Here is a 24,769-nt window from a genome sequence, read left to right on the forward strand (position 1 = left end):
GAATTTATCCGCGCGCACGACAGCTCGGCCGCTACGAGAATCATTTCCGCCGGTCTACGATCATTCGCCCTGGCACGCTCGAAGACCTTGCGTATGGCGGACTACGATCTTGCGATCATCGGCGGCGGTCTGAACGGCGTCAGCCTGGCACGCGATGCGGCCGGCCGCGGCTTGCGCGTGATCCTGGTCGAGCAGGGCGATCTTGGCGGCGCCGCCTCGTCGGCCACGTCGCGGCTGGTGCACGGGGACCTCGCGGCGCTGGAGCGCCGCGGCTTTCTGCGCGTGCGCCGCGCGCTCGCCGAGCGCGACGTCTGGCTCACGGTCGCGCCGCATCTGGTGCGGCCGATCCGCTTTGCGATTCCGGCTCACGCCAATGAGCGGCCGCCATGGCAGCTGCGCGCAGGGCTCTGGCTCTACGATCGCCTCGCTACGCGCAACCGGCTGCCGGCCGCGTCGGTGCTCGACGTCACGCATCATCCGATCGGCGATGCCCTGAAGCGTCCGATCGGGACGGCGTTCGACTATTCCGACTGCGTGGTCGACGATTCCCGCCTGGTGGTTCTGACCGCGATGGATGCCGCCGAGCGCGGCGCAGAGATCCGCACCGGCGCCCGCTGCGTGCGAGCCGACCGTGACCATCTATGGCGGCTCGCCATCATCGACCGCGGCCATCGCCGCATCGTCACTTCGCGCGCGCTCGCCAACGCCACCGGCGCGTGGAGCGTCTCGACGGCGGAAACCGTGCTGCGTCAGCCGCCGCCGCGGGTCACCGCGCGGCAGGTCAGCCAGATCATCGTGCCGCGGCTGTTCGATGTCGAAGCGGTCTACGTGTTTCAGAATTCGGATGGAAGGCTGATCTTTGCCCAGCCCTACGAGCAAGATTTCACCCTGATCGGCACGGTGGCCCACGGCTTCAAGGGCGACCCAGCCGTGGTGGCGGTGCCGGCGGCGGACGTGGCCTATCTCTGCAAGGCGGCGAACCGCTATTTCCGCTCGGACGTCCAGCCCGCGGATGTGGTCCGGAGCGTGTCCGGCGCCAACATGATGGTGCTGCGTGCTGCCGACAGCGGGGAATTGGAAACGATCGTGAGCCTTGATGCCGGCCGCGCCAAGGAGCCCGCCAAGGCGCCGCTCCTGACCATGTGCGGCGGCGATGTCACGACAGCCCGGTACCGGGCCGAGCGGGCGGTCTCGCGGCTTGCGCGCTTCTACCCGATGTCGCCGCGCTGGACTGCGAGCGCGCCGCTTCCGGGTGGCGATTTCGCCTGGGATCGGTTCGAGGATCTCGTCGACGACGCACGGGAGCGCTGGCGCTTTCTCGGCGAAGCCGAGGCCCGGCGGCTGGTCGGCGCCTATGGCACCCGGCTGGCGGAGATCCTCGGCGGGGCGAGATACCGGGCCGATCTCGGACAGGCGTTCGGGCCGAAGCTGACGGAGGCGGAGGTCCGCTACCTCATGACGCGCGAATGGGCGCGGTTTCCCGACGACGTTCTATGGCGGCGGACCAAGCTGGGCCTGACGCTTCCCGCTGCCGAACGCGATGCGCTCGCCGCGTTCATGGCGACGGTCGCCTGTGGCCGGGGCTCGCCGCAGGCCGCTGACGCGAGCGGGGATAGTCCGGCCCGTGCGGTTGAGCTGCAATCCATGGGCGGCTAGCTTGCCGACCGGCCGGGCGTTGTGTCCGGGCAGGGTGATTTGATCAGGACATGGCTGACGACATCGCAAATCCAGCGCCCGCCGAGGAGCCGGCGGCATCACCACTGCCGGAACCGCGCCCCGATCCTCAGCCGCCGATCCTGCGGATCGAGAACGTCGTCAAGACCTTCGGCAGCTTCCGCGCCGTCGACGGCGTCTCGCTCGACATCCGAGCCGGCGAGTTCTTCGCGCTGCTCGGCCCCAGCGGCTGCGGCAAGACGACCTTGCTGCGCATGCTGGCCGGCTTCGAGACGCCGGATGAAGGGCGCATCCTGCTATCGGGCGAGGAGATCGCGCAGGTGCTGCCGCATCAGCGGCCCGTCAACATGATGTTCCAGAACTACGCGCTGTTCCCGCATCTGAACGTGCGCGACAACATCGCCTTCGGCCTGAAGCGCGCCGGCATGCCGCGCGCCGAGATCGCCACCCGCGTCGCGGAGATGGTGGCGCTGGTCCGGCTCGAAGGCCTGGAGAAGCGCAAGCCCGATCAACTGTCCGGGGGACAGAAGCAGCGCGTCGCGCTGGCACGCTCGCTGGCGCGCCGGCCGAAGGTGCTGCTGCTCGATGAGCCGATGGCGGCGCTCGACAAGAAGCTGCGCGAGAGCACGCAGTTCGAGCTGATGGAGCTGCAGCGCAAGCTCGGCATGACCTTCATCATCGTCACCCACGACCAGGAGGAGGCGATGACGGTGGCGAGCCGGATCGGGGTAATGAACGCGGGAAGGCTCGAGCAGGTCGCTGCACCGCGCCGCCTGTATGAAGAGCCCGTGTCGCGGTGGGTCGCGGAGTTCGTCGGCGACATCAACCTGTTCGAGGGCGAGGTGACCGCGCGTGAGTCGCACCGGCTCCGGATCACGACCGCCGCTGCCGGCGAGCTCGCCGCGGCGCAACCCGTCACTCCGATCAGCGAGAGCAAGGTCGCAGTCGCGATCCGTCCCGAGAAGATCCGCCTCGCGCTTCGCCGGCCGGCGGCTGATGCCGCAGCGATCAACTGTGTCGAGGGCGCCATTTCCGATGCGAGCTATCTCGGCGGCAAGACCGTGTACAAGATCAAGCTCGACGGCGGCGCTGTCCTGCACGCGTCGCAAGCCAACACGGCCCGGCTCGACGCCGACGGCTATGGGCTGAACCAGCGCGTCGTGGCCTGGTTCACGCCCGATGATTGCGTGGTGCTGGAGCGATGAGCGCGCGCCGCATCTTCTCGCGTCCGGCGCGATTTGCGGCGATCGCGCCTTACGTCTGGATGGTGCTGTTCTTCCTGGTGCCGTTCGCCTTCGTCGCCAAGATCAGCCTGTCGCAGACTGCGATCGCGCAGCCCCCCTATACGCCGGTGTTCTCGCTGGCTGATGGTTTGTCGTCGCTTCGGGATGCATTTGCGGCGCTGTCGCTCGACAATTTCCGTCTGCTGCTGTCGGACGATCTGTATCTCGCGTCCTATCTGCGCAGCGTCGTCGTCGCGGCGACGTCGACCGCGATCCTGCTCCTGATCGGCTACCCGATCGCCTATGGCATGGCGCGGCTGCCCAGGCGTTGGCAGGGCATCGCGATGATGCTGGTCATCGTCCCGTTCTGGACCTCGTTCCTGATTCGCATCTATGCCTGGGTCAACATCCTGCAGCATGACGGCCTGTTGAACCAGATCCTGCTCGCGCTGCATCTGGTGTCCGCGCCGGTGGTGTGGCTGTCGACGGACAGCGCGATGTATGTCGGGATCGTCTATTCCTATCTGCCCTTCATGATCCTGCCGCTGTTTGCGACGCTGACGAAGCTGGAGCCGGCCCTGGAAGAGGCCGCCGCCGATCTCGGCGCCTCGCCGCGCCAGACCTTCTGGCTGGTGACGTTTCCGCTGTCGCTGCCGGGTGTCGGCGCCGGCGCGCTGCTGTGCTTCATTCCGATCGTCGGCGAGTTCGTCATTCCCGATCTGCTCGCCGGCTCGAAATCGCTGATGATCGGCCAGACGCTGTGGCTTGAATTCTTCACCAACAAGGACTGGCCGGTGGCCTCCAGCATCGCCGTGGTCCTCTTGGTCGTGCTGTCGCTTCCGCTTCTGCTCTACGACCGGCTGCAGCGCCGGCAGTTGGAGGAGAGCAGGTGATGGATGGCGTACAGCAAGGCACGTTCTCTCGCTCCCCTCCCCCTTGCGGAGAGGGGTTGGGGGTCCGCATCGGCGGTCTTTGCTGGGTGCCTCCCTCCCTGACCCTCCCCCACAAGGGGGGAGGGAACGGAGAGGGTTTCACTGGGATTGAGGGAGGAGGAGATCGTGCCTAATCCCTCCCGCCTGTCGCGCTTCAACGTCGCCTCGCTGACGCTTGGGCTCGCCTTTCTTTACCTCCCGATCCTGATCCTGGTGATCTATTCGTTCAACGCCTCGCGGCTGGTCACGGTCTGGGGCGGCTGGTCGCTGCGCTGGTACCACGAGTTCTTCAACGACCGCGCGATGATCGATGCAGCCTGGATGAGCCTGCAGGTCGGCGCCACCTCGGCGACGGTGGCGACCTTGCTCGGCACCCTTGCCGCGGTGGCGCTGTCGCGCGGCCAGGGATTTCGCGGCCGCATGCTGTTCTCCGGCATGCTGTATGCGCCGCTGGTGATGCCCGAGGTGATCACCGGCCTGTCGCTGCTGCTGCTGTTCGTGGCGCTGGAGGCCGAGCGCGGCTTCTGGACGGTGACGCTCGCCCACACGACCCTCACGATGTGCTTCGTTGCGGTGATCGTACAGTCGCGGCTGGTCTCGCTCGACCGCAGCCTGGAGGAAGCCGCGATGGACCTCGGCTGCGATCCCTTGCGCGCGTTCGTGATGGTCACCTTGCCACTGATCGCCCCGGCGGTGGTCGCCGGCTGGATGCTCGCCTTCACGCTGTCGCTCGACGATCTCGTGATCGCGAGCTTTACCACCGGCCCGGGCTCGGCGACGCTGCCGATCCGGATCTATTCGGAAGTACGGCTCGGGGTGAAGCCGGAGATCAACGCGATCTGCACGCTGGTGATCGGGCTGATTGCCGTGGTGATCGTCGTGGCGTCGTTAGCTTCAAAGCTGTCGAGTGATCGCGGCGAGAGCGCTGCGCCACTATAGAAGTCGTCATTGCGAGCGTAGCGAAGCAATCCAGGGCCGCGCCAGGACTCTGGATTGCTTTGCTACGCTCAAAATGACGGAGAATGCTGCGGCAGCGTCGCTCAGGCCTCGAACAGATGCAACGCGGCGGCCACAACCGTGCGGTGGATCGCGCCGCGGTCGACCGACGGCGGATCGACGCAGCACGCCGGGTCGGCGCTGCGTCCGAGCGCGGTGCTCTTCGGCAGGAACACATAGTGGCCGGCCTCGTCGGCAACGACATCAAAGGTGCTGCCGCTGAGCCGCTCATGCAGCCAGCGCGCGGATGGCAGCAGGGCGTCCCCACCGCCGACCATGATGCGTGCGGGTACGCTGATCGCGGCGACGCTCTCGTCGGAGAAGCCCTGCACCGATCGGCCCGGCGCCAGCAGCAGCGCAGCCTTGATGCGGGGATCGCGATAGGAGGCCGACATCCGCCCCCAGGAGTCGCGGAAGATCTGGCTCTTCTCCATCAGCCGCGGCAGATGATCGACGAGATCGGGAAACTCGCGCGGTCCGCGGCCCAGATTGGCGCCTGGTTCGAACGGCGAGCGGAGCATGATGGCGCCGAGCAAGGCGGTGGCGGTGACGCCGCCGAGCGAATAGCCGACGGCGTAGATGCGGTCGGGGTTGATACGGCCTTCGAAATCGGGATGAGTGGCGATGTGGTCGATCAGCAAGGACATGTCGCGCGGGCGTTCCCATGAGCAGAGGAAGCCCTCTGCCCGGTAGGGCTCAGCGTTGCTGTTGCCATGATGATTGACGGCGACCGCGACGAAGCCGCGGGACGCCAGCTCGCGCGCCAGCCATTCGAACTGCAGGCCGTTGCAGCCGGTGCCATGCGAATACACGACGAGCGGGCAAGTCCCGTTGGGACCGAGCGGCGCATCCAGCGCCGCAGGTCCCGCCTCGAACCATCCTTGCGGCCATGGGGCGACCGGAAGCGCTGCTTCGATCGCGCTATCCGCGGCCGGATACCAGGCGAACCAGTCGATGGGCCGCGGCCCGTCGTCGTCCCAGTTCGGCCGCGAAGCGTCGGCGAACCGTCCCTGACGAAATCCGACCCTCATCGCTCCGTCACGACTTCACGGCGCCGGCGGTCAGGCCGCCCACCATGTAGCGCTTGAAGGCATAATAGACCGCCGCGGGCGGCAGCGCGTAGATGAAGCCGGTGGTCATCAGGAGCTCCCACGGCGAATCGTCGGCGGCCAGGAAGTTGCCGAGCGCCACGGGCAGCGTGATATCCTTGTCGTTCGACAGCAGGAGGAACGCGTAGAGGTACTCGTTCCAGGCCAGCAGCACCGCATAGGTTCCGATCGCGACCAGCGAGGGCATCATCAGCGGCACATAGACGAGGCGGAAGATCTGCAGCGGGCTGGCGCCATCCATGACGGCGGCCTCGTCCAGCTCGACCGGCAGCTTGTCGGAGGCCTGTTTCAGCACCCAGATCGCGTAGGGCGAGGCAATCGTCACCATCGCCAGGATCAGCGACCAGTCGTTGTTGAGCAGGCCGTATTTGCCCATGGTGCGATACATCGGCACCGCGAGGAACGCCGCCGGGATGAAATAGGTGAACAGCGCGAGGTTCATCACCACCCGGCTGCCGGGCACGCGCAGGCGCGAGATGGCGTAAGCCGCGCAAGTCGCGATCACCAGGGTCAGCGCGCCGACGGCGGCGGCAATGATGACGGAGTTGCCGAACTGGATCCAGAAGTCGCGCAGGAAGTAATGCTGCTGATGGAACACGATCGAGAAATTGTGCAGCGTCGGATGGTCCGGCCACAGCTTGCCCGAGAACGCGTCCTCCTTCGGCGAGATCGCGAACAGGAACATGTGGTAGATCGGGATCATCGTCCAGATGAAGACGGGGATGCCGATCAGCAGCAGCCGGGCCTCGGTGCCGACTTCGCGCAGGGTGGGGAGCTTCATCGCGACAACCGCTTCATCATGAAATAGACTAGGGGGAGCACCAGCGGCATCGCGCAGACGATCGAGGCCATCGCGAGGCTGAGCTGATCGAGCCGGAGATAGCGGATGCCGAGTGTCGCCAACACGTGGGTGAGATCGGCCGGACCGCCGCCGGTCAGGAGATACACGCTGTTGAAGTCGCCGAGCGTCCAGATCATCGAGAGCAGCGTGCAGGTGACGTAGAGCGTCTGCATCGACGGCCAGGTGATGTAGCGGAACTTCTGCCACCAGGTGGCGCCGTCGACCTCGGCGGCCTCGAACAAATCGTGCGAAATCGCCAGCCGCCCGGTCATCAGGATCAAGGTCCAGAACGGCAGCGACTTCCAGATGTGCATGCCGATCGCCATCGACAGCGCGACCGTCGGGTCGTTCAGCCAGTTGGGGCCATCTTCGCCGGTGAACTTGAAGATCAGCTGGTTCACCACGCCCCATTCGGGATTGAGCATGAAGCGCACCGACAGGATGGTCGGGATCGAAGGCACCGCCCAGGGCAGGATGAAGATGACCGACAGCCATTTGATCCAGCCGCGCTGCTGAATGAAGAAGCCGGACAGGAACAGTGCGATCACCATCTTCAGATTGATGCCGACCACAAGGAAGATCAGCGTGTTGACGGCGGCGCGCGCGAAGATGGGGTCGTTATACAGCGCGACGTAGCTGGCCGGCTCCCGGGCGAGCCACAGGCCGTAGCCGACGGGATAGACGACGAAGGCGAGGAAGACGAGCAGATAGGGGGCAAGCATGACGATGCCCCACACCTGTGACGGTGTGAGCAGCACCGGGCGCGGCGCCTCCGCGAGTGCGGAATCGGAAGCTGAGAGCGTGATCGCCATGGTCGTTTTTCCCGGGTCGTCTCTTCCCGCCTATAAGCCATCCCGGCCGCATGCGCTGCGGCCGGGTTTTGTTGTCGTTGTCAGGATCTCGAGCTAGTGCCTCGCGAGGCGAGAGACTAGCCGGCGACCTCCTTCAGCCGCGCGATCAGCTCGTCGACGGCCTTCTCGACCGGCACCTTCTCGCTGACCACGCGGTTCATCGCCTTGGCCCAGACGTTCTCATTGTTGAGGATCGTGAACTTGTAGTTCTTGGTGAAGTCGAACGGCGTCGTGCCGCCGGTGAACTGGGTGTAAACGGCCTTGCGATGGCGGTCGGCCTGCCAGAACGGGCTCTTCTGGCCTGCGGTCGTCACCGGGAACCAGCGGCCCAGCGCGCCCTCGATGTAGGGGCCGAGGTTCTCCTCCTGCATCAGGAACTTGATGAATTCCTTGGCCTGCGCCTTGTGAGGAGCATTGGCGAAGATCAGTCCGGTCTTGACGTCGGAGCGGTACTTGATCGGCGTGCCGTCCGGCTTGTTGGGGAAGGACGCGGTGATGATGTCCTCCTCATAGGCCTTCTTGCCGGCCGCGCGCTGCTCGGGCGTCAGCGCCGGGTTGGTGGAGTCCTCGAACCACTTGGCCGCGATCGAGATCGTGAAATTGTGGGTCATCACGATCGTCTTGTTGTGGAACGCGACGTTGTTGTCCGGATCCTTCCAGGTCGTGGACGAGGGCGGCGTGCAGCCCTTGATGTAGGTGTCGGTATAATCCTTCATCGCCTTGACGAGGCCGTCGCGCACCTTGGGGTCGTCGACCAGCAGCTTGCCGTCGTCGTCGACCAGCTTGACGTTGTAGGCGTCCATGAAGGTGTAGAACGACTGGAACGAGTCGGTGGATTCCACGCCCATCGGCTGACCGACGCCATACATGCGCTGGCCGGTGGCCTTGCGGACCGCCGGCTGCACCTTGTCGCACCAGAACGTCCAGTAGTCTTCCCACTTGGTGGGGATGTCGCTCTGCTTGAAGCCGGCCTTGCTCAGCAGGTCGCCCCAGATCTGGACGTGCATGCTCTGTTGCTTCAGCGGGAAGCCGTAATAGGCCTTCTTCTTGGTGACGTTGTTGTAGAGGTAGGCGGTCTCGAGCGTGTTCGGAGCGAACGCCGACTTCATCGGCTCCAGGATGTCGGTGAGATCCTCGAGCTTGCCTTCGTAGGCCCACTTGCCCTGGGCCTGAACGTCGTAGGTGTCGGCATAGGCCACGTCGGGCACGGTGCCCGAATCGAGCGCGGCGACCGTCTTCGGAATCATGTCCTGGATCGCGTATTGCGACAGCTCGACCTTGATGCCGGTCTTGGCCTCGAACTTCTTGACGACGTTGAGCAGCGCATCGTCCTCGGACTTGTAGAAGCCCTTGCTCCACCAGATCGTGATGGTGTCCTGAGCGATGGCTGGTGCTGCAGCGCAAAAAAGCCCGGCGGCTGCGACTGCGATCGAAAGCGCACCCATTCCCCTGGATTTCACGTGTCTCTCCCTGATCCGCCGATCTTGCTTGATCGGTTGCGGCCGGACACTAGCCCAGGGACCCGACGTGATCCAGAAGTAATATATCAGACATAGGTCGTGACGGCGGCCGCGTATCGGCACGCGAAGCAAGCCGCGTCGGTCAGTTCTGCTTGGTGGGAGGGTCGCCCGTCGGGGCGTCAGCCTGCGGCGCAGTGTCTGGCTGCGCCGGGCGCAATCCGCCGCCGGTGAATCGTTCCAACACCGAGCGCACCGCATCCCTCGTCTTGCGGTCCTTGACCGCATCGAGCAGAGGGGCGGCGGCCGGAGCGCGGCGGATCAGGCTTTCCGGATCGGGAAAGATCAGCGGATCTTCCCAGGGGCCCTGGACGACGAAAGGCAGTTCGAAGCCGTTGCTGCCGTTGCCGGACGACAGCAGGCTCGCGACGCCCTTGAAATCGTATTCCCGTGTCGGCACCGAGGCCGTACCGGTCATCGTGATGCGCGCGGTCGGGCTCTCGACGCGGATGTCCTCTGCGGTCGCGATACCCTCGGAGAACTTGACCGCGATCGTCAGCGAATCGTAAGGCGTCGAACCGGAGCGGAAATTGCCGCCGCGCGACAGCGGGCTGCGCTCGAGGCGCTTCAGGAGCTGCTCGACGTTGAAGCCGGAGATCGCGCCATCGCGGCCCTGCAGGTTGGCGCTGCCGTCGAGCGACTGGGCGAGCCCGAACGGGCTCGAGCCCGAAGCCGTCAGCGAGACGTTGAGATTGCCGCGTCCCGACAGCGACGACACGCCGAACATCTCGTTGGCGCAGGCCTGCAGATCGACATCGTTGAATTGCAGCTCAGCCTTCACGTCGGCCACGGTGTCGGCGCGGGCGATTCCGAACGAGCCGCGCACGACGCCGCCATACATCTGCGCCTCGCCGACCGAGAGGGCGAGCACGCCGTTGCGCAGGTTGGCGCCGAAGGCCGTACGTCCGATTTTCGAGGAGCCGACCGTGACCTTTGCGGCCGATAGCCGCATGTCGAGGTCAGTGGTGGACAAGGCCTTGAGGTCGAAGAGTTGCCGATTCCAGTCGCGGGCCCCATTGGCCAGCAGCCGGACCGTCGAGATGTAGGGGGTGAAGTCGAGCGCGTCGGCCGCCAGCGTCGCCTGCAGCGTCTGCCGGCCGTTATTGGCGTAGGTCATCACGCCTTCGGCGGTGTTGCCGTCGAGTTCGACGTTGACATTGGTGAGGGCGATCGAGGCGCCGACCACGTTGGCACGGGCGCGCAAGGCGAAGCGCCCGAAGCCGCCGCCGCCGAGCGGCGTCTGCCCCGTCCAGCGCAGCGCATCGCGGAGCGAAGGGCTATCCACCGTCAGCATGCCTTCCATCAGCGCGCTGGTGCGGTTCGCGACCGTGCCGTCGAAGGCGACTTTCAGCGGCGCGCTGGCGAGCCGCATCTTCAAGCCGGACCGGTCCCCCGACAGCGCAGCCAGGAAGTCGCTGACGCTGATGGAGCCCTCGATGCGCTGGCCGCGCCAATCGAACTGCCCGGTCGCCGCGAACGAGCGCGAGATCGACGGCCAGGCGAGCGACAGGTCGATATCGTCGAGCCGCTCGGAAGCGTGGTGGTCGGTGTCCTCGTAGACCAGGATGCCGTCCTGGATGCGGATCTCGGAGAACGACATCTGGCTGTCGGGCCCCGGACGCATCGTGCGCGCGATGGTCTCGATGAAGGGCGTCCAGTTGCTGTTGCCGTCGGCCTCGCGGGTGACGTTGATCTGCGGCCGCAGCATCATGACATCGGCGATTTCGAACCGCTGCAGCAGCAGCGGCAACAACTGCAGATTGGCGGTCAGCACGTCGACGCGCAGGGCCGGATCCTCGGTGCCGCTGCCCTTCAGGCCGACATCGTGGAACGAGACATAGCTGCCCGGAAACAAGGAGACGTCGATATGTCCCTTGACGACGAGCTCGAGGCCGGTCACCGCGCGGATCTGGCTCTCCACCGCCTGCCGCAGTGCCTCGCGATTGACCAGCCAGGAGCTCGCGAGCAGGGCCACGAACGCGATGCCCAGCAGCACCGCGATCGGTGTGCCGAGGCGCCTCATTCCTTGGGCCATGGTCACGGACATGTCCTGGGATCGTCGGATCGCTGGTTACGCGGGATGGGCAGGGTGCGCCGAAAACCCCTGCCAACATCAACAACTTGATGCGCTTTCTTGACGCTTTCAAGGCCACGCCGCCGGTGTGGCCGGATTGCGGCGGAGCCCTGATATTCCGGACTCCGGATCGCCACGGAGGCGCAGGCTGGTGCGACAGCTAAAGCAGGATGTGCGCGTTGGGAAGGCATCATTGACGCATTGCGAAGATTTCGCCTAATAATCCGGTCGATATCCGCGCGGTCGCCGCTCTCCATCAGGTCATTCCCGTATGAACAAGGTCTATCCGGACGCCAAATCCGCCCTTGCCGGCCTCCTCAAGGACGGCATGACCATCATGTCGGGTGGGTTTGGTCTTTGTGGCATCGCAGAAACCCTGTCCGACGCCATTCGCGAGTCCGGGGTGAAGGACCTCACCGTCATCTCCAACAATGCCGGGGTGGACGGCATCGGCCTGAGCCGGCTGCTGGAGACGCGGCAGATCAAGAAGATGATCTCGTCCTATGTCGGCGAGAACAAGCTGTTTGCCCAGCAATATCTGGCCGGCGAGCTGGAGCTCGAATTCTGCCCGCAGGGCACCCTGGCCGAGCGCATCCGCGCCGGCGGCGCCGGCATCCCGGCCTTCTTCACCAAGACCGGCGTCGGCACGCTGGTCGCGGAGGGCAAGGAGGTGCGGGAGTTCGACGGCGAGAAATATCTGATGGAGCGCGGTCTGTTTGCCGATCTGGCGATCGTGCACGCCTGGAAGGGCGACACCGCCGGCAACCTCGTCTACCGCAAGACCGCGCGCAACTTCAATCCGATGATGGCCACTGCGGCCAAGGTGACGGTCGCGGAGGTTGAGCATCTGCTGCCGGCCGGCCAGATCGATCCCGACCACATTCATACGCCGGGCATCTTCGTGAAGCGCATCATCCAGGTCGGAACTGCGCTCAAGCGCATCGAGCAGCGCACCGTGCGCAAACGTGAAGCCGCCGCCGCAGCCGGGGAGGAAGTCTGATGGCCTGGACGCGAGAGCAGATGGCGGCGCGCGCCGCCAAGGAGCTGCGGGACGGCTACTACGTCAATCTCGGCATCGGCATTCCGACGCTGGTCTCCAACTTCATTCCGCCGGGCGTCGACGTCGCGCTGCAGAGCGAGAACGGCATGCTCGGCATGGGTCCGTTCCCCTATGAGGGCGAGGAGGATCCCGACCTCATCAATGCCGGCAAGCAGACCGTTACCGAGCTGCCGATCACCAGCTATTTCTCGTCAGCCGAATCCTTCGCCATGGTCCGCGGCGGCCACATCGACCTGTCGATCCTCGGCGCCATGCAGGTCGCCCAGAACGGCGATCTCGCCAACTGGATGATCCCCGGCAAGATGGTGAAGGGCATGGGCGGCGCGATGGATCTCGTCGCCGGCGTCAAGCGCGTGGTCGTGGTCATGGAGCACAGCGCCAAGGACGGCCCGAAGCTGCTCAAGCAGTGCACCTTGCCGCTGACCGGCGAGCGCGTGGTGGACATGGTGGTGACCGATCTGGCGGTGTTCACGATCGACAAGCACGGCAATGACGGCATGGCCCTGATCGAGCTCGCCGACGGCGTGACGCTCGACGAGGTCAAGGCCAAGACCGAAGCCGAGTTCCGGGTCGCGCTGAAGAATGCCTGAGGGCGCGGCTACCAGCGCCGGCACAGCATCTCCGCGACCTTGACGGCGAGCCGGCATGCCGCTCGCCGCGGCGGGCTCGCAGCAGTGGACTGCGCGGTCTCCGCCAGCCCCTGAATGATGAGACACGGCACACTGCGGCTGAGGCAGATCAGCCCCATCGCATAGGCCATGTTATCCGTCGCAAGCGCGCCTGGAAACGCTGCCGAGATCTCGGCATTCGTGCCGTCGCCATCGCACGTCACCGTCATTCCTTCGAAGAACACGCCGATGTCATCCAGCATGCCATCCGCGGCCTCGTGCGCGAGGCGGCAAAGCTCGGGATCGGCCGGAATGATCATTCCGCTGTCATCGACCAAGGGCGGCTCGGCAATGCTGAGCGCGTCGCGCAGCTTGATCTGAATCCGGAATGGCGCGACCGAGGTGGCGATGACGAGATCACCGGGGCCGGCGCCGAAGAATCGCGGGCCGCGGGCCGCGTGCGGGAGATTCGGGCCCAGTGCTTCGGCCCGTCCCGGCATGATCAGCCACTGCGCCCCATGCTCTTCGATCGCCACTGCGGCCGCGCTCGCCACCTCGGCCATCGATCGCCCGAGGCACACGACCGCATGGAAGCAGGAATGCCTGATGATGGCGCGCGCCGCGTTGCGCTGTTCAATCAGTGTGCCCGGGCCCATGGCCTGGACCAGGGCTTCGATATCCTCCGGCGTTTCGACCAGGAAACCGATCGTGTTGGCTTTGGCATGGAGAAATCGCAGCGCGTCGAGCATCGCGTTGATGCTGGCCTTCTCCCGACCATCGAGCTGCTGCCACAGCGCTTCCAGCACGTCCAGAGAGGCCTCGATGCCGGCGCCGATCACGCCCTGGCCGAGCGGGCGGCCGGGTGTCTCGCAACGGTAGAGCTCCTCCAATGCCTGCAGGACGGTTCTGCGGTCCTTGACGGCGTAGGCTCCTTGCAGGATGCGCGCGAGAACCTGGGCGCGCTTGCCAAGTTCGAGCGGAACGGCGAGCCAGGCAAAATCAGCCAGCTCGGCCGCCTGCTCGCTTGCGGCGCGCTGGAATTCGCCGACGACCTGACCGTAGTGCCAGCTCAATTGCCACGGCGTCACCTGCCGTCCGCGATACCTGCCGCGCTCGATGCGTTCGAGCGATTGCGCCTGCAACTCGTTGCGCAGGTCGGGATCTATTCCCGATGCGCGGGAATCCAGCAGACGATAGGCGCGTGTTGCGATCGCCGGTCCGAACCATTCGTGCTCGGGGTCGCCGACCGAGAGACCGCTCGGCATGCGGATGTGGACGGTCCTGCGAAACTGGTCGAGCTCGCGTCTTGCGACCTGGGCCGCGGTCACCGAAACCTGCTGCACCTCGCACAAACCGTCGACCACACTGGCCCAGTCCCAGAAGTCGTCGCCATAGAACGGAATGCGATATTGGCGGCTCGCGACGATCCGTGCGCAAGCCTGTTCGATGGCGGGAGCCACGCGATCGAGAATATCCTTGCGCGCCAGCGCGCCGTCCGTGAGACATTGGTGCACGAGACGCGCCGCGCCCGCATTCACCACGTGCCAGTCCCTGGCGGCGAATTTAGGCGACGTCCGCAGATATTCGAGCGCGTCGATGAGGCAGCGTCCAGCCAGTGCGCGGGGCGAATCGTCGTCGAACCAGCTGGTGTTGCCAATTCCGTAACCATGCAGGTCGGACGTGAAGAAGACCGGCGGATGTCGAGAATTCACACTCGCCTCCTGGTCCGCTTATCGCGTCTCTCAACGAAAATTGTCTAACGTTTGTAGCTTGCATCTCGCAATCGAAAGTTGATTTTGCGTGACTGTCATTTGTGCCAGTGTCAGGGCACCGCCGATCCGGCACCGGCGTGGGTTGCTGTCGAGCGTGCTTAACGCTGAGCACGCCGCGTCAGGCGCGAATGGCGCCGAGGAGCCGGCTGAGACGCTGCGTCATGCTGCGGCTCCATGAGGGCTGTTCGCGGACCAGCCGGAAGCCGAGATTGGCAGGTGGCGTGCCGGAGGCGCAGCCGCCGGCGCGCGCGTCGCGGATGAAGTCGGTCACGTAGGCTCGATGCGCGCCTTCGGCCAGCCGCACGCCGCAATTGCTGACGGTCTTGGTGACGCGACCTGCACTATCCTGCATCTTGCGTGTGAAGCAGGTCGAGGTCCACTCCCAGACATTACCCGCGAGGTCGGCAATGCCGTGCTCGTTGATGCCGAAGCTGCCGAAGCCGCGCGTCTCGGAGTCCTCTTGCAGCGCGGCTTCCCGCTCGTAGCGGGCAATCCAGCGTCGGGAGGGATCGGCGTCGTCGATCGAGACGCCATCGTCCTTGAAGCGGCTGCCCGCTGCATAGGCCCACTCGGTATCGGTCGGCAGACGATAGCTGTGGCCGGTCCGGTGTGAGAGCCATTCGGCGTAGGCCACCGCGTCATGCCAACTCACCTGCACGGCCGGGCGATCGCTGGCGATGGGAACGTTGCGATCGAGCGCGCGGCACGCATGCGCTTCGACGCAGGCGTGGTAGTCCGCGGCACTGACCTGGTTCGTCATGATCGTCAGCGGATGATCAAAGCGGACCGTCGTGATGGGCGCTTCGGCCTGCCGCCCGCTGCGGAGATGGTCACCGGAGTCGCGGTAGCTGATCGTACCAGGTGCGATCTCGGTGAGGGCGGGGCCGTCGAAGTCCGCAACGCGGTTTGGCAGATCGGCAAGGATCGGTGCCATTGCGGTCGGGCCAGCCAATCCGACGACGCAGGCGATGGTGAGCTTGAGCTTGAAAGCGAGCAGCATGGCAGCACACTCAGGAGAGTGGGGGCCGGATACGCCGGCCCCCAGGGCCGATCAGTTCGTCGTGCCGGTCGGAATGTCCGCCGGGGCCTTGACCTGCGTCATCAGGTCGTCATTCCACTTGCCTTCGACCTTGAAATGGGCCGTCGCGCCGAGATTGGCCGCCTCGATCAGGTTGTGGGTGACGTAGGCGTAGATGCCGGGCTGCAGGAATTTGTAGAGCGCGGCGCCTGCCGAGCCGCCCCGGATGAACCAGGTCTCGAGCCCGGTCTCCGGCGCGTTGGAAAATTTGCCGGTCTCCCAGACATAGTCGCCGTGGCCGCCGATCAGATGCGGACGACTGTCGCGGTTCGCCTGCGAGTGCACGATCAGAACGTTCTCGCCGACATTGGCCGTGAGCGCATTCTTTCCGGTGAGCGCGCCGGCCTTGCCGTTGAACACCACATGGGTCGGCGTGAGCTTGCGCATGACCTCCTCGGTGTCGCTATAGGCTTCGCCGGGCGAGTCGTAGGACTTGAAGTTTCCCTTCTCGTCGCGCGGGACGTAGAGGTCCTGCTCGCCGATGTAGTAGACGCGATCGTAGCGCAGCGCGTGTCCGCGGCCGTCATTGAGACCGTCGCGCGGCAGCACCATCACGGCGCCGTTCATGCCGGAGACGACATGCCAGGGGATCATCGGTCCGCCGGGGGCGCAGTGATAGACGAACACGCCGGTCCGCGTCGCCTTCCAGCGTAGCACGACCTGTTCGCCCGGATTGACCAGGGTCAGCGCGCCGCCGCCCAGCGCTCCGGTCGCGGAGTGGAAGTCGATGTTATGCGGCATGCTGTTGGTCGCGGGATTGACCAGGGTCACCTCGACATAGTCGCCCTCATGGACCACCATCAGCGGGCCTGGCATCGAGCCGTTGAACGTCATGGCCTGGAAGGTGGTGCCCTTCTCGTCGATCACCATCTTCTTTTCCTGGACCACGAGCTTGAACTCCATGATCTTGGGCCCCTGCTTCGTCGCCTGCTCGTGCGCATGCACGAACGGCGGAGCCACCAGATCGACCTTCTGGCGCGGCAGCTTGAGGTCCTCGGCCATCGCGGGAGCCGCAAGCATCATCGCGGCGATGGCTGCACTGAACATGGCGGTGCGGCGGGTCAACATGGATCGCTCCTTCATTGGATCTGTTGTAGTGCCGCAATCACCATGCTCCCGTTGGAACTCGGCTTGTTTGTGCTGCAACAAGCAACTTCGCAATTGCGGAATCAGGCGGCGGATTTTGAGCGAATTTGGCGCGGCTGCGCCCGCGCAGCGCGCGAATGAGTTGCATCGGCGCGCAGTTTCTTGGGAGGCCGGACAGGGTGCGGAGCAAAGCGGGCCGGACTGTCCCGCGCGACGACGCGATAAGATGGGATCTGTCCGTTTGCCCATACGGCACGAGAATCGCGGGCGCTATGATGCGCGCTTCAGAGCACAGCTCTGGACCGATCGACGATGGGCTCCCGAACTCGTCAGCTCAGCCAGCGCACCGCCAGCAACACGATGAAGGCCACTGCCGCGGCGATGCAGAACACCGTGGTCATGAACATGGCGATGTTGCCGAGCAGGCCTGTGGGCCCCGACTCGTCGCGGAACGATTCGAAGCCGTCGGACTGGGGGATATGGCCGCGGATGCCGGCGAGGAGAGCAAATGAACGGATCAGCAGTTGCAGAGCTTCCATTGCGGTTTCCTCGAATCGTCGATAAATCAATGATGACGGGAAATGAGCCGGCCACTTTGAGGAAGCGCAAAGTCCGCGGTGATCACCGGCGTTCTACTGCTCCAACAGGGTATCTGCCGGCCGCGCCTTGAGAAAGCTCAAGGTCGTCCCTCTTGCCTTGTGTCAAGAACCTCCGAACCCCAGGTCGACACGCTCAGGTGACAGGCAGGACATGAGACCAGATCTTGCAGCATGCTACGGACAGGAGCGCCTCCCGCGCTACACCAGCTATCCCACGGCGCCTCATTTCTCCACCGCGGTCGGCCCGTCCACCTACGCAGAATGGCTGCGCGCGATACCAGCAAGCGCGACGGCATCGTTGTACCTGCACGTGCCCTTCTGTCGCTCGATGTGCTGGTATTGCGGCTGCAACACCATGGTCGCCAAACGCGACGAGCCGATTGCGGTCTACGAATCGGCACTACGTTGCGAGGTCGACATGGTGGCGCGCCAGATCGGCCGGCGGCTGCAGGTCGGGCACATTCATTTCGGCGGCGGCACGCCGACCATCATGGCGCCGGAATCCTTCGTCGATCTCGTCGGATCGCTGCGCCATTCCTTTTTCGTGTTGCCATCGGCGGAGATCGCCATCGAGATTGATCCGCGCACGCTGACGGCGGAGATGATCGCGGCGCTGGGGGTGAGCGGGGTCAATCGCGCCAGCCTGGGCGTGCAGAGTTTCGATCCGCGGGTGCAGCAGGCGATCAACCGGGTGCAGAGCTTCGAGCAGACTGCGGCGGCCACGAACGGGTTGCGTCAGGCCGGCGTTGCCGGCATCAACTTCGACCTGATCTACGGACTGCCGCATCAGAACGTCGAGTCGTGTCTCGACACCGTCCGGCGCGCCATCGACCTGCGCCCCGACCGGCTCTCCGTGTTCGGCTACGCTCATGTGCCATCGTTCAAGACGCACCAGCGCAAGATTCAGGACTCGGCGTTGCCGGACAGTCTGGAACGCTACGATCAGGCCTGCGCGATCGCTGACGCGCTGAAGGACGCAGGCTACGTCCAGATCGGGCTCGATCATTTCGCCTTGCCCACGGACCCGATGACCATCGCGTTCCGCGAAGGCCGGCTGCATCGTAATTTCCAGGGCTACACGACCGATGCCAATGATCTGCTGCTCGGCTTCGGCGCCTCGGCGATCGGACAGCTGCCGCAGGGCTATGTCCAGAATGCGCCGCAGGTCCGGGCCTATGAGCAGAAGATCGCGTCCGGCAGCCTCGCGACCGTGAAAGGCTATGGACTGACCGATGACGACCGCCTGCGGGCGGACATCATCGAGCGCATCATGTGCGACTACGGCGTGGATCTCGACGTCATCTGCACTCGCCATGGCACGGACACCGACGACATGCTGAGATCGGCGCCGCGGCTGCAATCGCTGATCTCCGACGGTGTGGTCGAGCTCAACGGCGGTGCGCTCGCGGTGACCGAGCATTCCCGGTTCCTGGTGCGCAGCGTCGCTGCGGCGTTCGATGCGCATCTCGACGCGTCGAAGCAGCTGCACAGCCGGGCGGTCTGACTGTCGAGGTGCCGCGGTGCTTGTGCCGCGACAAAGACCGCAAAGGGCATGCCCGCTACCGTTCGCGCTGGAATGGAGGCGCGCATGCCAATCTCCTTCGATGAACTGGTCGACGATGTCATGCGGCGAAGGCCGGAGACGATCGGCGTCTTTCTTGCTTTCCAGATGCGTTGCGTCGGTTGCCCGATCGCCTGTTTTCACAACGTCGCGGATGCCTGCCGCGAGCATGGCGTCGATCCCGACGCCTTCCTCGCGGCCCTGTGTGCCTGCACGTGATCAGGTGCGGGATGCGGCCGCGTCGCCGGCGCCCTGCTGCGCCAGCAGCACGATCTTGTGCGGCTCGCGCAGGACGATCTTCTGACGGCCGCTTTCGACCAGGCCGAGCTGCTCCCAGCCGGAGAGGATGCGGCTCACCGTGTGCAGCGTCGTCCCGGTCATCTGCGCAATGTCCTGCCGGCTGATCGGGAAATCGATCTGCACGCCATGATCGAGCTTGCGGCCGGCCTGGTTGGCGAGCCGAAGCAGCGCATGCGCGATGCGCTGCTCCACCTGCTGCGTCGACATTTCGATCACGCGCGCGTGGGTTTCCTGCAGCCGCTGGCCGACCGTCTGCAGCGTGTTCGCCGCCAGCGATGGGAACTTCGCGACCAGCCGCGGCCATGAGGCGGACGGCCAGGCCAGCACGATGCTGTCATCGACGGCGGTCGCTGTCGCCGGATAATGTTGGAGTCCGATGGCGGGGGCGACGCCGAACGTGTCCCCTGGCACGACATAGCGCACCACGATCTGGTCGCCGGTCGGTGTCGTCTTGCTGGCGCGGACATGACCGTGGAGCAGCAGGAAGAACGAGGTCGCATCGGCGCCCTGCTCGAACACCGCGCCGTTGCGGGGCACGCGAAGGGAGCGGGCTTCCCGCAGCACGTCCGTGAGATCCTCAGCGGACAGCCCTGCAAACAGCGGCAGATGCGCGACCAGCGAACGGTCGATGGAAGCCATGGTGTTCTCCGGGGCCGGATTCGGCTCAATTTTGCGGCGCTCAATAGCACGTTTTTGCGATCCGTCGGAAGTTTGTGCTGGCGCAAGCCATAGTGGGCGACGCGCAACTACATGTTAAGCACAGCGCCGCGATCGGTGCGGTTCCCGTCCTTCATCGAGCGAGCTTGCACATGGCCATTCCACGCAACTATCAGGGCTGGACCGTCCTCGCCAACGGGTTCAGGCCGTTCTTCCTGCTCGGCGCGCTCCAGGCTGCGCTGGCGATCCTGATCTGGCTCCCGGCCTTTTACGGTGAGCTGAAGCTGAGCTCGGGCTTTGCCCCCCGAGACTGGCACGTGCACGAGATGCTCTACGGCTACCTGCCGGCCATCGTCACCGGCTTCCTGTTCACGGCGATCCCGAACTGGACCGGACGGCTGCCGATCCGGGGCCTGCCGCTGCTCACCCTGGTGCTCGTATGGACAGCCGGACGACTGGCCGTCACGGTGTCTGCGCTGGGTCCCTGGTGGGCCGCGCTGCTGATCGATGCGAGCTTCCTCGTGCTCGTCGTCCTGGCCGCGGCGCGCGAGATCGTCGCCGGGCGCAATTGGCGCAATCTGCCGGTGGTCGCGATCGTCACGGTGCTGTGCGTCGGCAACATCGCCTTCCACGTCGAGGCCCATCTGCGTGGCTCGGCCGATTACGCGATCCGCGTCGGCGTTGCCGTGATCGTGCTGCTGCTCGCGCTCATCGGCGGCCGCATCACGCCGAGCTTCACGCGCAACTGGCTGGTCAAGCACAATCCCGGCCGGCTGCCGGCGCCGTTTGGCCGCTTCGACATCGCGGTCGTGCTGTTCAGCGCGCTGAGCCTGCTCGGCTGGATCCTGGTTCCTGAGAGCGCGCCGACCGCGCTCGCGCTGGCTGCGGCCGGCATGTTGCATGTGGTGAGGCTCGCGCGCTGGGCCGGCGATCGCACCTTGCGCGAACGGCTGCTGGTCATCCTGCATGTCGGTTACATGTTCGTCCCGCTCGGCTTCCTGCTCACGGCGGCCGCCAGCCTCGGATGGATTCTGCCAAGCGCCGGGCTGCATGCCTGGATGGTCGGAGCCGCCGGCATCACGACGCTTGCCGTGATGACGCGGGCCACGCTCGGCCACACCGGCCAGGCGCTGACGGCCGCGCCCGCGACCCAGGCGATCTATCTGGCGATCATCGTCGCAGCGGTGACGCGGGTCTGCGCCGCAGTGGCGCCGGCGCACGGCGAGGTGCTGCTGCACGTCGCGGCGTTGGCCTGGATCGTCGCATTCGCCGGCTTCGTCCTGGCGTTCGGTCCGCTTCTGCTCGGTCTCAAGCGTCGGTCACTGGCCGTGCGGCGGGCGGGATCGGCTCAGCCGGTGCTCTGATTGCGCGCCACGGCGCGGGGAAACACCACCTCGATCAACGTGCCGGATTTCGGCGCCGCCTTGATATGAAACTGCGCCCGGTTGGCTTCGACCAGCGCCTTGGTGAGCGACAGGCTGAGACCGGCGCCATCGGGGCCTTGCTCGGAAGCCGAGGGCGCACGGAACGGTTCGAGCGCGGCGGCCACCTCCTGATCGTTCAGGCCATGACCGGTGTCGCGCACGCGCAGCGCGACCTCGCCGAAATCGGTCAGCGCGGTCGAGACGATGACCTGGCCGCCGGGATTTGCCAGCGAGATCGAGGCCGAGATCAGGTTCATCGCGATCTGGCGCAGCGCCCTTGTGTCGGCGATGACCGGCGGCAGCAGTTGCGACAGCGAGGTGCGGATGATGATGCGGGCGCGGTTAGCCTGCGGCTGCATCACTGCGACACAGCTCTCCACCAGCTCGTTGAGGTTCTGGCTGGTGAAGGTGAGCTCGAGCTTGCCGGTCTCGATGCGCGACAGCTCCAAGAGATCGTCGATCAGGGAGACGACGCGCTCGCCCGAGGCGCGGATGTCCTTCATGTATTCGGCGTAGCGCGTGTTGCCGATCGTGCCGAAACGTTCGCCGATCATGACCTCGGCAAAGCCGATGATCGCGTTCAGCGGCGCGCGCACCTCGTGGCTGATCCGGGCCAGCATGTCGGCCTTGGCGTTGGCGGCCCGATCGGCCACGCGACGAGCCTGCAGCAACTCGCTATCGCCGCGATGGAGTTGCGACAGGTCGCGGAACACGGCAAAGAAATTCGGACCGTTGGGCCGGGTCCGGCCAATTGCCATCGACAACGGAATGACGCCGCCCTGAGCGACCTTCCCGAGCACCTCGCGGCCCTGATCGAGCCCGCTCGACGCGCCGGCCTGCTGCACGCTGTCGAGGTCATCGAGCACGAGGCGGGCGCTTTCCGGCGCGAACAGCTCGATCAGGTTACGGCGCACCAGCGCCGCGCCATCGTAGCCGAACAGCGCCTCGGCGCTGCGGTTGCAGGCGTGGATGTTGCCGCCGGCGTCGAACATCAGGATGCCCTCGGCTGTGACGTCGAGGATCGCCGCAAGATCTTCGGCTTCGGCGTGGCCGGCGGCCGGAGGCGGGGCCACGACCAGGGGGGCCGGTGCAGCCGAGGCCGGCGCCGACATCGGTGCGGCGTCGGCCGCCGTCGGAACCGCGGCTGCGGTTCCGGGCACCGGAGCGAAGATCAGGGCATGGGCGGTATCGCCGTCCCAGGTGATCGTGAACAGGCGAGCTTCCGCCTTCACCTCCTCGCTGGAGGAGCCGTCGGCGGCCGAGATCGTGACGGGGGTGCCGGCCTCCGACTTGTTCGACGCGGACGACACGCCTGGCTCGACATAGAGCGCATCGAGCCCGCCTGCCTGCTCCAGGGCCGCAAGATCGGCGTAGCCCATCTGCCTGAAGAAGGCCGGATTGCCATAGAGCAGACGATCGAGCCGGTAGATCAGCATGCCCGTCGGCAGCAGGTCGAGCAGGATGCGGTCGCGCTGACTGTCGCCCTGGGCCGGCGGCTCCTCGGGGCTGAGCCATTCGGTCTGCAGCTCCGCGCCATGATCGGTCGCCGTTTCCGTCGCCGACGGAGCCTGCTGCTGCGGCGGGACCGACGGATCGCTCACGCGCGATCCCGGCTCGAGCGCCGCACTCGCGACGCCCGCGGCTGAGTTGCGGATCTCGCCTTCGAGCCGAGCCGACAGCTGACGCGCGAGTTCATGGAACGCACTGTTCTCCACCGGCGTGAGCACCGGATGCTTGGACTCGCCCGGAGCGCGGAACGGGACCACGTTCCCGGTCGTTTCGAGCCCGATGCCGTCGATGTGGTGTACGTCCGGCGCAATGGAAGCCTCACGCGATGACGCAGTGACGTTGTCCTGCTGCGGCGGCACATCTGCGGCCTGCACATGGTCGGATTGGGCAGGTTCGGTTTCGTCGGCGTCCGGAGCATCAGTCGCGGCTGCATCGGTCGATGCGGGGCGACGCAGTGCGGCCAGCCGGTCCAGGGCGTCGAGGTCGCGACAGACGCCGAAGCCGCGATAGCCGGCATGGGTTCTGTCCTCCGTCAGGACAGGCAGTCCCGACAATTCGACCGCAAGCCGCTCGCCCTCCGCGGGCCAGCTGACGACGATCCCGCTCCAGGTCTCTTTCGTTTCGATCGCGGCACTGATTCGCCCTTCGGGATCGAGGCCTAGCGATGCAGCGAGCTCATGCCAGGGATGGCCGAGCTTGGCGGCGCTGTGCCGCCCGATCAGGCGGGTGAATTCATCGGAGCCGATCGAGAACCGTCCCTCGGCATCCGTCTGCCAGGAAAATCGGAGCGGATGGCGGCGGCCGACTGAAGGGTCCGCCGCGCCGGAATCGGCAGGATGCGCGTGATCTTCCGTTTGCGGCGCCGACGCCTTGAACAGGTCGGCCTCGGCCGGATCGTCGATCAGCAGGAACTCGGCCGACGCTTCGTTCGACAGCGCGCGGGATTCGTCTTCGGTTTGGCGTTCAGTCATTGCGTCCATCGGAAGAGGAGGCGAAGTCACGACCGCGGGCCCAGCGGGAACATCCACGGGGGCTGGTGATGCCGGGGCGGCATCCGCGGTTGGCTCAGGTATTGGCGCCGTGCCCGGCGCCTCGATCTCCTCGGCAGGGGCCGGCATCGGGACGGCCACCAGCCCGACCTGGTTGCCGCTGCCGATGCGGTAGAGCGCTGCGCGCTCCGTGCCGAACGTCACCTCGGCCATGCCATCGGCCAGCGCCGCCCTGCGTATCCCGACGAAATCCGGCTCGCTCAGGTCGCGCATGCCAAACAGGCGCCGTCCGGCTGAACTGATGCCGGCGAACTGACCGTCCTGGGTGAATGCGATCAGCGCATGCTCACTCGTCTCCACGAGCCGCTTCAGGCGATCCGCCAGGGGGAAGCTACGTCCACCCCCGTCGGTGCCGGTGATCAGCACCGCGCGCGTGCCATCCGGCAGATCGATCCGGGCGCAGCCGCAGGTCGCGAGCGTGCCGAGCGGCGCGCCGAAGCCACGGAGGCGTTCGAGCCGCAAGGCGCCGGTCTCGGGCAGCCGCCGTCCCAATTGAGCGACCTGGCGACGATGCGCGTCGGCAGGGCCGAGCGTCTTAGCAATCAGCGCCGCTGCGCTCGCCGCGCCGAGGGCGCGCGCCCCGGCCGCATTGGCCCACAGCACACGGCTGCCATCCGCCGACCATAGCCAGGCCGGCAGACTGCCGGCGGCGTGGACGGCCAGCCGGGGGTCGCTGAGGGCCTGCAATTCGAGATCGGCGTAGGTCATGGGCGACGACGGCAAACGGCTCTTGTGATGTTGATCGGCCGACGTTGATCGGCGGTCGGAACTGGTCGCGTTAAGAATTCGTTACTATCGCGCGTTTTGAGGGCCGAGGTCCACGGCGGGGCCGCGCTCCTGTCCTGCTAA

At 65.8% G+C, this 24,769-nt stretch carries 20 protein-coding genes; 9 read left to right on the forward strand and 11 right to left on the reverse strand.

Annotated elements, in window-relative coordinates:
- Positions 1 to 93 precede the first annotated feature (93 nt).
- From QX048_RS22150 to QX048_RS22165, 4 genes are all read left to right on the forward strand, one after another.
- Positions 94 to 1,656, forward strand: coding sequence for a glycerol-3-phosphate dehydrogenase (locus tag QX048_RS22150; protein WP_315826709.1), 1,563 nt, complete (start codon positions 94 to 96; stop codon positions 1,654 to 1,656).
- Between the two features lie 50 nt (positions 1,657 to 1,706).
- Complete coding sequence (locus QX048_RS22155) at positions 1,707 to 2,879, forward strand: ABC transporter ATP-binding protein (RefSeq protein ID WP_315717547.1); 1,173 nt, start codon at positions 1,707 to 1,709, stop codon at positions 2,877 to 2,879.
- Positions 2,876 to 3,790 carry an ABC transporter permease gene (locus QX048_RS22160; RefSeq protein WP_315826710.1) on the forward strand — a complete coding sequence of 305 codons (915 nt, stop codon included), beginning with the start codon at positions 2,876 to 2,878 and terminating at the stop codon, positions 3,788 to 3,790. Before QX048_RS22155 ends, QX048_RS22160 begins: the two co-directional genes overlap by 4 nt.
- 165 nt (positions 3,791 to 3,955) lie before the next feature.
- Entirely contained in the window at positions 3,956 to 4,768 is an 813-nt protein-coding gene (locus tag QX048_RS22165) for an ABC transporter permease (RefSeq protein WP_315826711.1), read from the forward strand.
- A 101-nt stretch (positions 4,769 to 4,869) separates the two neighbouring features.
- On the opposite strand, the gene QX048_RS22170 is transcribed toward QX048_RS22165, so the two are convergent.
- From QX048_RS22170 to QX048_RS22190, 5 genes are all read right to left on the reverse strand, one after another.
- Positions 4,870 to 5,856: an alpha/beta fold hydrolase gene (locus QX048_RS22170; protein WP_315754981.1), complete on the reverse strand. Its 987-nt coding sequence runs from the start codon at positions 5,854 to 5,856 to the stop codon at positions 4,870 to 4,872.
- Between the two features lie 7 nt (positions 5,857 to 5,863).
- The gene (locus tag QX048_RS22175) at positions 5,864 to 6,715 is read right to left on the reverse strand and encodes a carbohydrate ABC transporter permease (RefSeq protein ID WP_315717543.1); all 852 of its coding nucleotides are present in this window, start codon (positions 6,713 to 6,715) and stop codon (positions 5,864 to 5,866) included.
- Positions 6,712 to 7,587: a sugar ABC transporter permease gene (locus QX048_RS22180; protein WP_315826712.1), complete on the reverse strand. Its 876-nt coding sequence runs from the start codon at positions 7,585 to 7,587 to the stop codon at positions 6,712 to 6,714. Before QX048_RS22180 ends, QX048_RS22175 begins: the two co-directional genes overlap by 4 nt.
- A gap of 116 nt (positions 7,588 to 7,703) precedes the next feature.
- A complete protein-coding gene (locus tag QX048_RS22185) occupies positions 7,704 to 9,086 on the reverse strand; it encodes an ABC transporter substrate-binding protein (protein ID WP_315717541.1) in 1,383 nt (460 codons plus the stop codon).
- A gap of 142 nt (positions 9,087 to 9,228) precedes the next feature.
- Positions 9,229 to 11,178, reverse strand: coding sequence for an AsmA family protein (locus tag QX048_RS22190; RefSeq protein ID WP_315755006.1), 1,950 nt, complete (start codon positions 11,176 to 11,178; stop codon positions 9,229 to 9,231).
- Between the two features lie 310 nt (positions 11,179 to 11,488).
- On the opposite strand from QX048_RS22190, the gene QX048_RS22195 reads away from it, so the two are divergent.
- Both QX048_RS22195 and QX048_RS22200 read left to right on the forward strand, forming a co-directional pair.
- A complete protein-coding gene (locus QX048_RS22195; protein WP_315717540.1) occupies positions 11,489 to 12,217 on the forward strand; it encodes a CoA transferase subunit A in 729 nt (242 codons plus the stop codon).
- Positions 12,217 to 12,867: a 3-oxoacid CoA-transferase subunit B gene (locus tag QX048_RS22200; protein ID WP_315717539.1), complete on the forward strand. Its 651-nt coding sequence runs from the start codon at positions 12,217 to 12,219 to the stop codon at positions 12,865 to 12,867. The genes QX048_RS22195 and QX048_RS22200 overlap by 1 nt, the downstream gene beginning before the upstream one ends.
- An 8-nt stretch (positions 12,868 to 12,875) precedes the next feature.
- Here QX048_RS22200 and QX048_RS22205 read toward each other — a convergent pair whose 3' ends face one another.
- From QX048_RS22205 to QX048_RS22220, 4 genes are all read right to left on the reverse strand, one after another.
- The gene (locus QX048_RS22205) at positions 12,876 to 14,597 is read right to left on the reverse strand and encodes a hypothetical protein (protein WP_315826713.1); all 1,722 of its coding nucleotides are present in this window, start codon (positions 14,595 to 14,597) and stop codon (positions 12,876 to 12,878) included.
- Between the two features lie 178 nt (positions 14,598 to 14,775).
- A complete protein-coding gene (locus tag QX048_RS22210) occupies positions 14,776 to 15,657 on the reverse strand; it encodes a formylglycine-generating enzyme family protein (protein ID WP_315754989.1) in 882 nt (293 codons plus the stop codon).
- A 51-nt stretch (positions 15,658 to 15,708) separates the two neighbouring features.
- Positions 15,709 to 16,803, reverse strand: coding sequence for a copper-containing nitrite reductase (gene nirK, locus QX048_RS22215; RefSeq protein WP_315754991.1), 1,095 nt, complete (start codon positions 16,801 to 16,803; stop codon positions 15,709 to 15,711).
- 347 nt (positions 16,804 to 17,150) lie between these two features.
- On the reverse strand, positions 17,151 to 17,360 hold the full coding sequence (locus QX048_RS22220) for a hypothetical protein (RefSeq protein WP_315826714.1): 210 nt from the start codon (positions 17,358 to 17,360) through the stop codon (positions 17,151 to 17,153).
- A gap of 211 nt (positions 17,361 to 17,571) precedes the next feature.
- On the opposite strand from QX048_RS22220, the gene hemN reads away from it, so the two are divergent.
- Entirely contained in the window at positions 17,572 to 18,924 is a 1,353-nt protein-coding gene (gene hemN, locus QX048_RS22225; RefSeq protein WP_315826715.1) for an oxygen-independent coproporphyrinogen III oxidase, read from the forward strand.
- An 84-nt stretch (positions 18,925 to 19,008) separates the two neighbouring features.
- Positions 19,009 to 19,200 carry a DUF1858 domain-containing protein gene (locus QX048_RS22230; RefSeq protein ID WP_316200683.1) on the forward strand — a complete coding sequence of 64 codons (192 nt, stop codon included), beginning with the start codon at positions 19,009 to 19,011 and terminating at the stop codon, positions 19,198 to 19,200.
- On the opposite strand, the gene QX048_RS22235 is transcribed toward QX048_RS22230, so the two are convergent.
- Entirely contained in the window at positions 19,201 to 19,920 is a 720-nt protein-coding gene (locus tag QX048_RS22235; protein ID WP_315754997.1) for a Crp/Fnr family transcriptional regulator, read from the reverse strand. It lies immediately after the preceding gene.
- 170 nt (positions 19,921 to 20,090) lie between these two features.
- Between QX048_RS22235 and QX048_RS22240 the strand changes: the two genes are divergently transcribed.
- Positions 20,091 to 21,302 carry an NnrS family protein gene (locus tag QX048_RS22240; RefSeq protein ID WP_315826716.1) on the forward strand — a complete coding sequence of 404 codons (1,212 nt, stop codon included), beginning with the start codon at positions 20,091 to 20,093 and terminating at the stop codon, positions 21,300 to 21,302.
- Here the strand turns inward: QX048_RS22240 and QX048_RS22245 are convergent.
- Entirely contained in the window at positions 21,287 to 24,628 is a 3,342-nt protein-coding gene (locus QX048_RS22245) for a PAS domain S-box protein (protein WP_315826717.1), read from the reverse strand. The two genes, QX048_RS22240 and QX048_RS22245, sit on opposite strands and share 16 nt — an antisense overlap.
- Positions 24,629 to 24,769: the final 141 nt, after the last annotated feature.

It is taken from the genome of Bradyrhizobium sp. SZCCHNS30572 (assembly GCF_032484415.1).
Classification (GTDB): Bacteria; Pseudomonadota; Alphaproteobacteria; order Rhizobiales; family Xanthobacteraceae; genus Bradyrhizobium.

Bases quoted from the DNA above. Each gene is read 5' to 3' on its own strand.
- QX048_RS22150 (WP_315826709.1), top strand. From the start codon at position 94: ATGGCGGACTACGATCTTGCGATCATCGGCGGCGGTCTGAACGGCGTC.
- QX048_RS22155 (WP_315717547.1), top strand. From the start codon at position 1,707: ATGGCTGACGACATCGCAAATCCAGCGCCCGCCGAGGAGCCGGCGGCA.
- QX048_RS22160 (WP_315826710.1), top strand. From the start codon at position 2,876: ATGAGCGCGCGCCGCATCTTCTCGCGTCCGGCGCGATTTGCGGCGATC.
- QX048_RS22170 (WP_315754981.1), bottom strand. From the start codon at position 5,856: ATGAGGGTCGGATTTCGTCAGGGACGGTTCGCCGACGCTTCGCGGCCG.
- QX048_RS22175 (WP_315717543.1), bottom strand. From the start codon at position 6,715: ATGAAGCTCCCCACCCTGCGCGAAGTCGGCACCGAGGCCCGGCTGCTG.
- QX048_RS22180 (WP_315826712.1), bottom strand. From the start codon at position 7,587: ATGGCGATCACGCTCTCAGCTTCCGATTCCGCACTCGCGGAGGCGCCG.
- QX048_RS22190 (WP_315755006.1), bottom strand. From the start codon at position 11,178: ATGGCCCAAGGAATGAGGCGCCTCGGCACACCGATCGCGGTGCTGCTG.
- QX048_RS22195 (WP_315717540.1), top strand. From the start codon at position 11,489: ATGAACAAGGTCTATCCGGACGCCAAATCCGCCCTTGCCGGCCTCCTC.
- QX048_RS22200 (WP_315717539.1), top strand. From the start codon at position 12,217: ATGGCCTGGACGCGAGAGCAGATGGCGGCGCGCGCCGCCAAGGAGCTG.
- QX048_RS22210 (WP_315754989.1), bottom strand. From the start codon at position 15,657: ATGCTGCTCGCTTTCAAGCTCAAGCTCACCATCGCCTGCGTCGTCGGA.
- nirK (WP_315754991.1), bottom strand. From the start codon at position 16,803: ATGTTGACCCGCCGCACCGCCATGTTCAGTGCAGCCATCGCCGCGATG.
- QX048_RS22220 (WP_315826714.1), bottom strand. From the start codon at position 17,360: ATGGAAGCTCTGCAACTGCTGATCCGTTCATTTGCTCTCCTCGCCGGC.
- hemN (WP_315826715.1), top strand. From the start codon at position 17,572: ATGAGACCAGATCTTGCAGCATGCTACGGACAGGAGCGCCTCCCGCGC.
- QX048_RS22230 (WP_316200683.1), top strand. From the start codon at position 19,009: ATGCCAATCTCCTTCGATGAACTGGTCGACGATGTCATGCGGCGAAGG.
- QX048_RS22235 (WP_315754997.1), bottom strand. From the start codon at position 19,920: ATGGCTTCCATCGACCGTTCGCTGGTCGCGCATCTGCCGCTGTTTGCA.
- QX048_RS22240 (WP_315826716.1), top strand. From the start codon at position 20,091: ATGGCCATTCCACGCAACTATCAGGGCTGGACCGTCCTCGCCAACGGG.
- QX048_RS22245 (WP_315826717.1), bottom strand. From the start codon at position 24,628: ATGACCTACGCCGATCTCGAATTGCAGGCCCTCAGCGACCCCCGGCTG.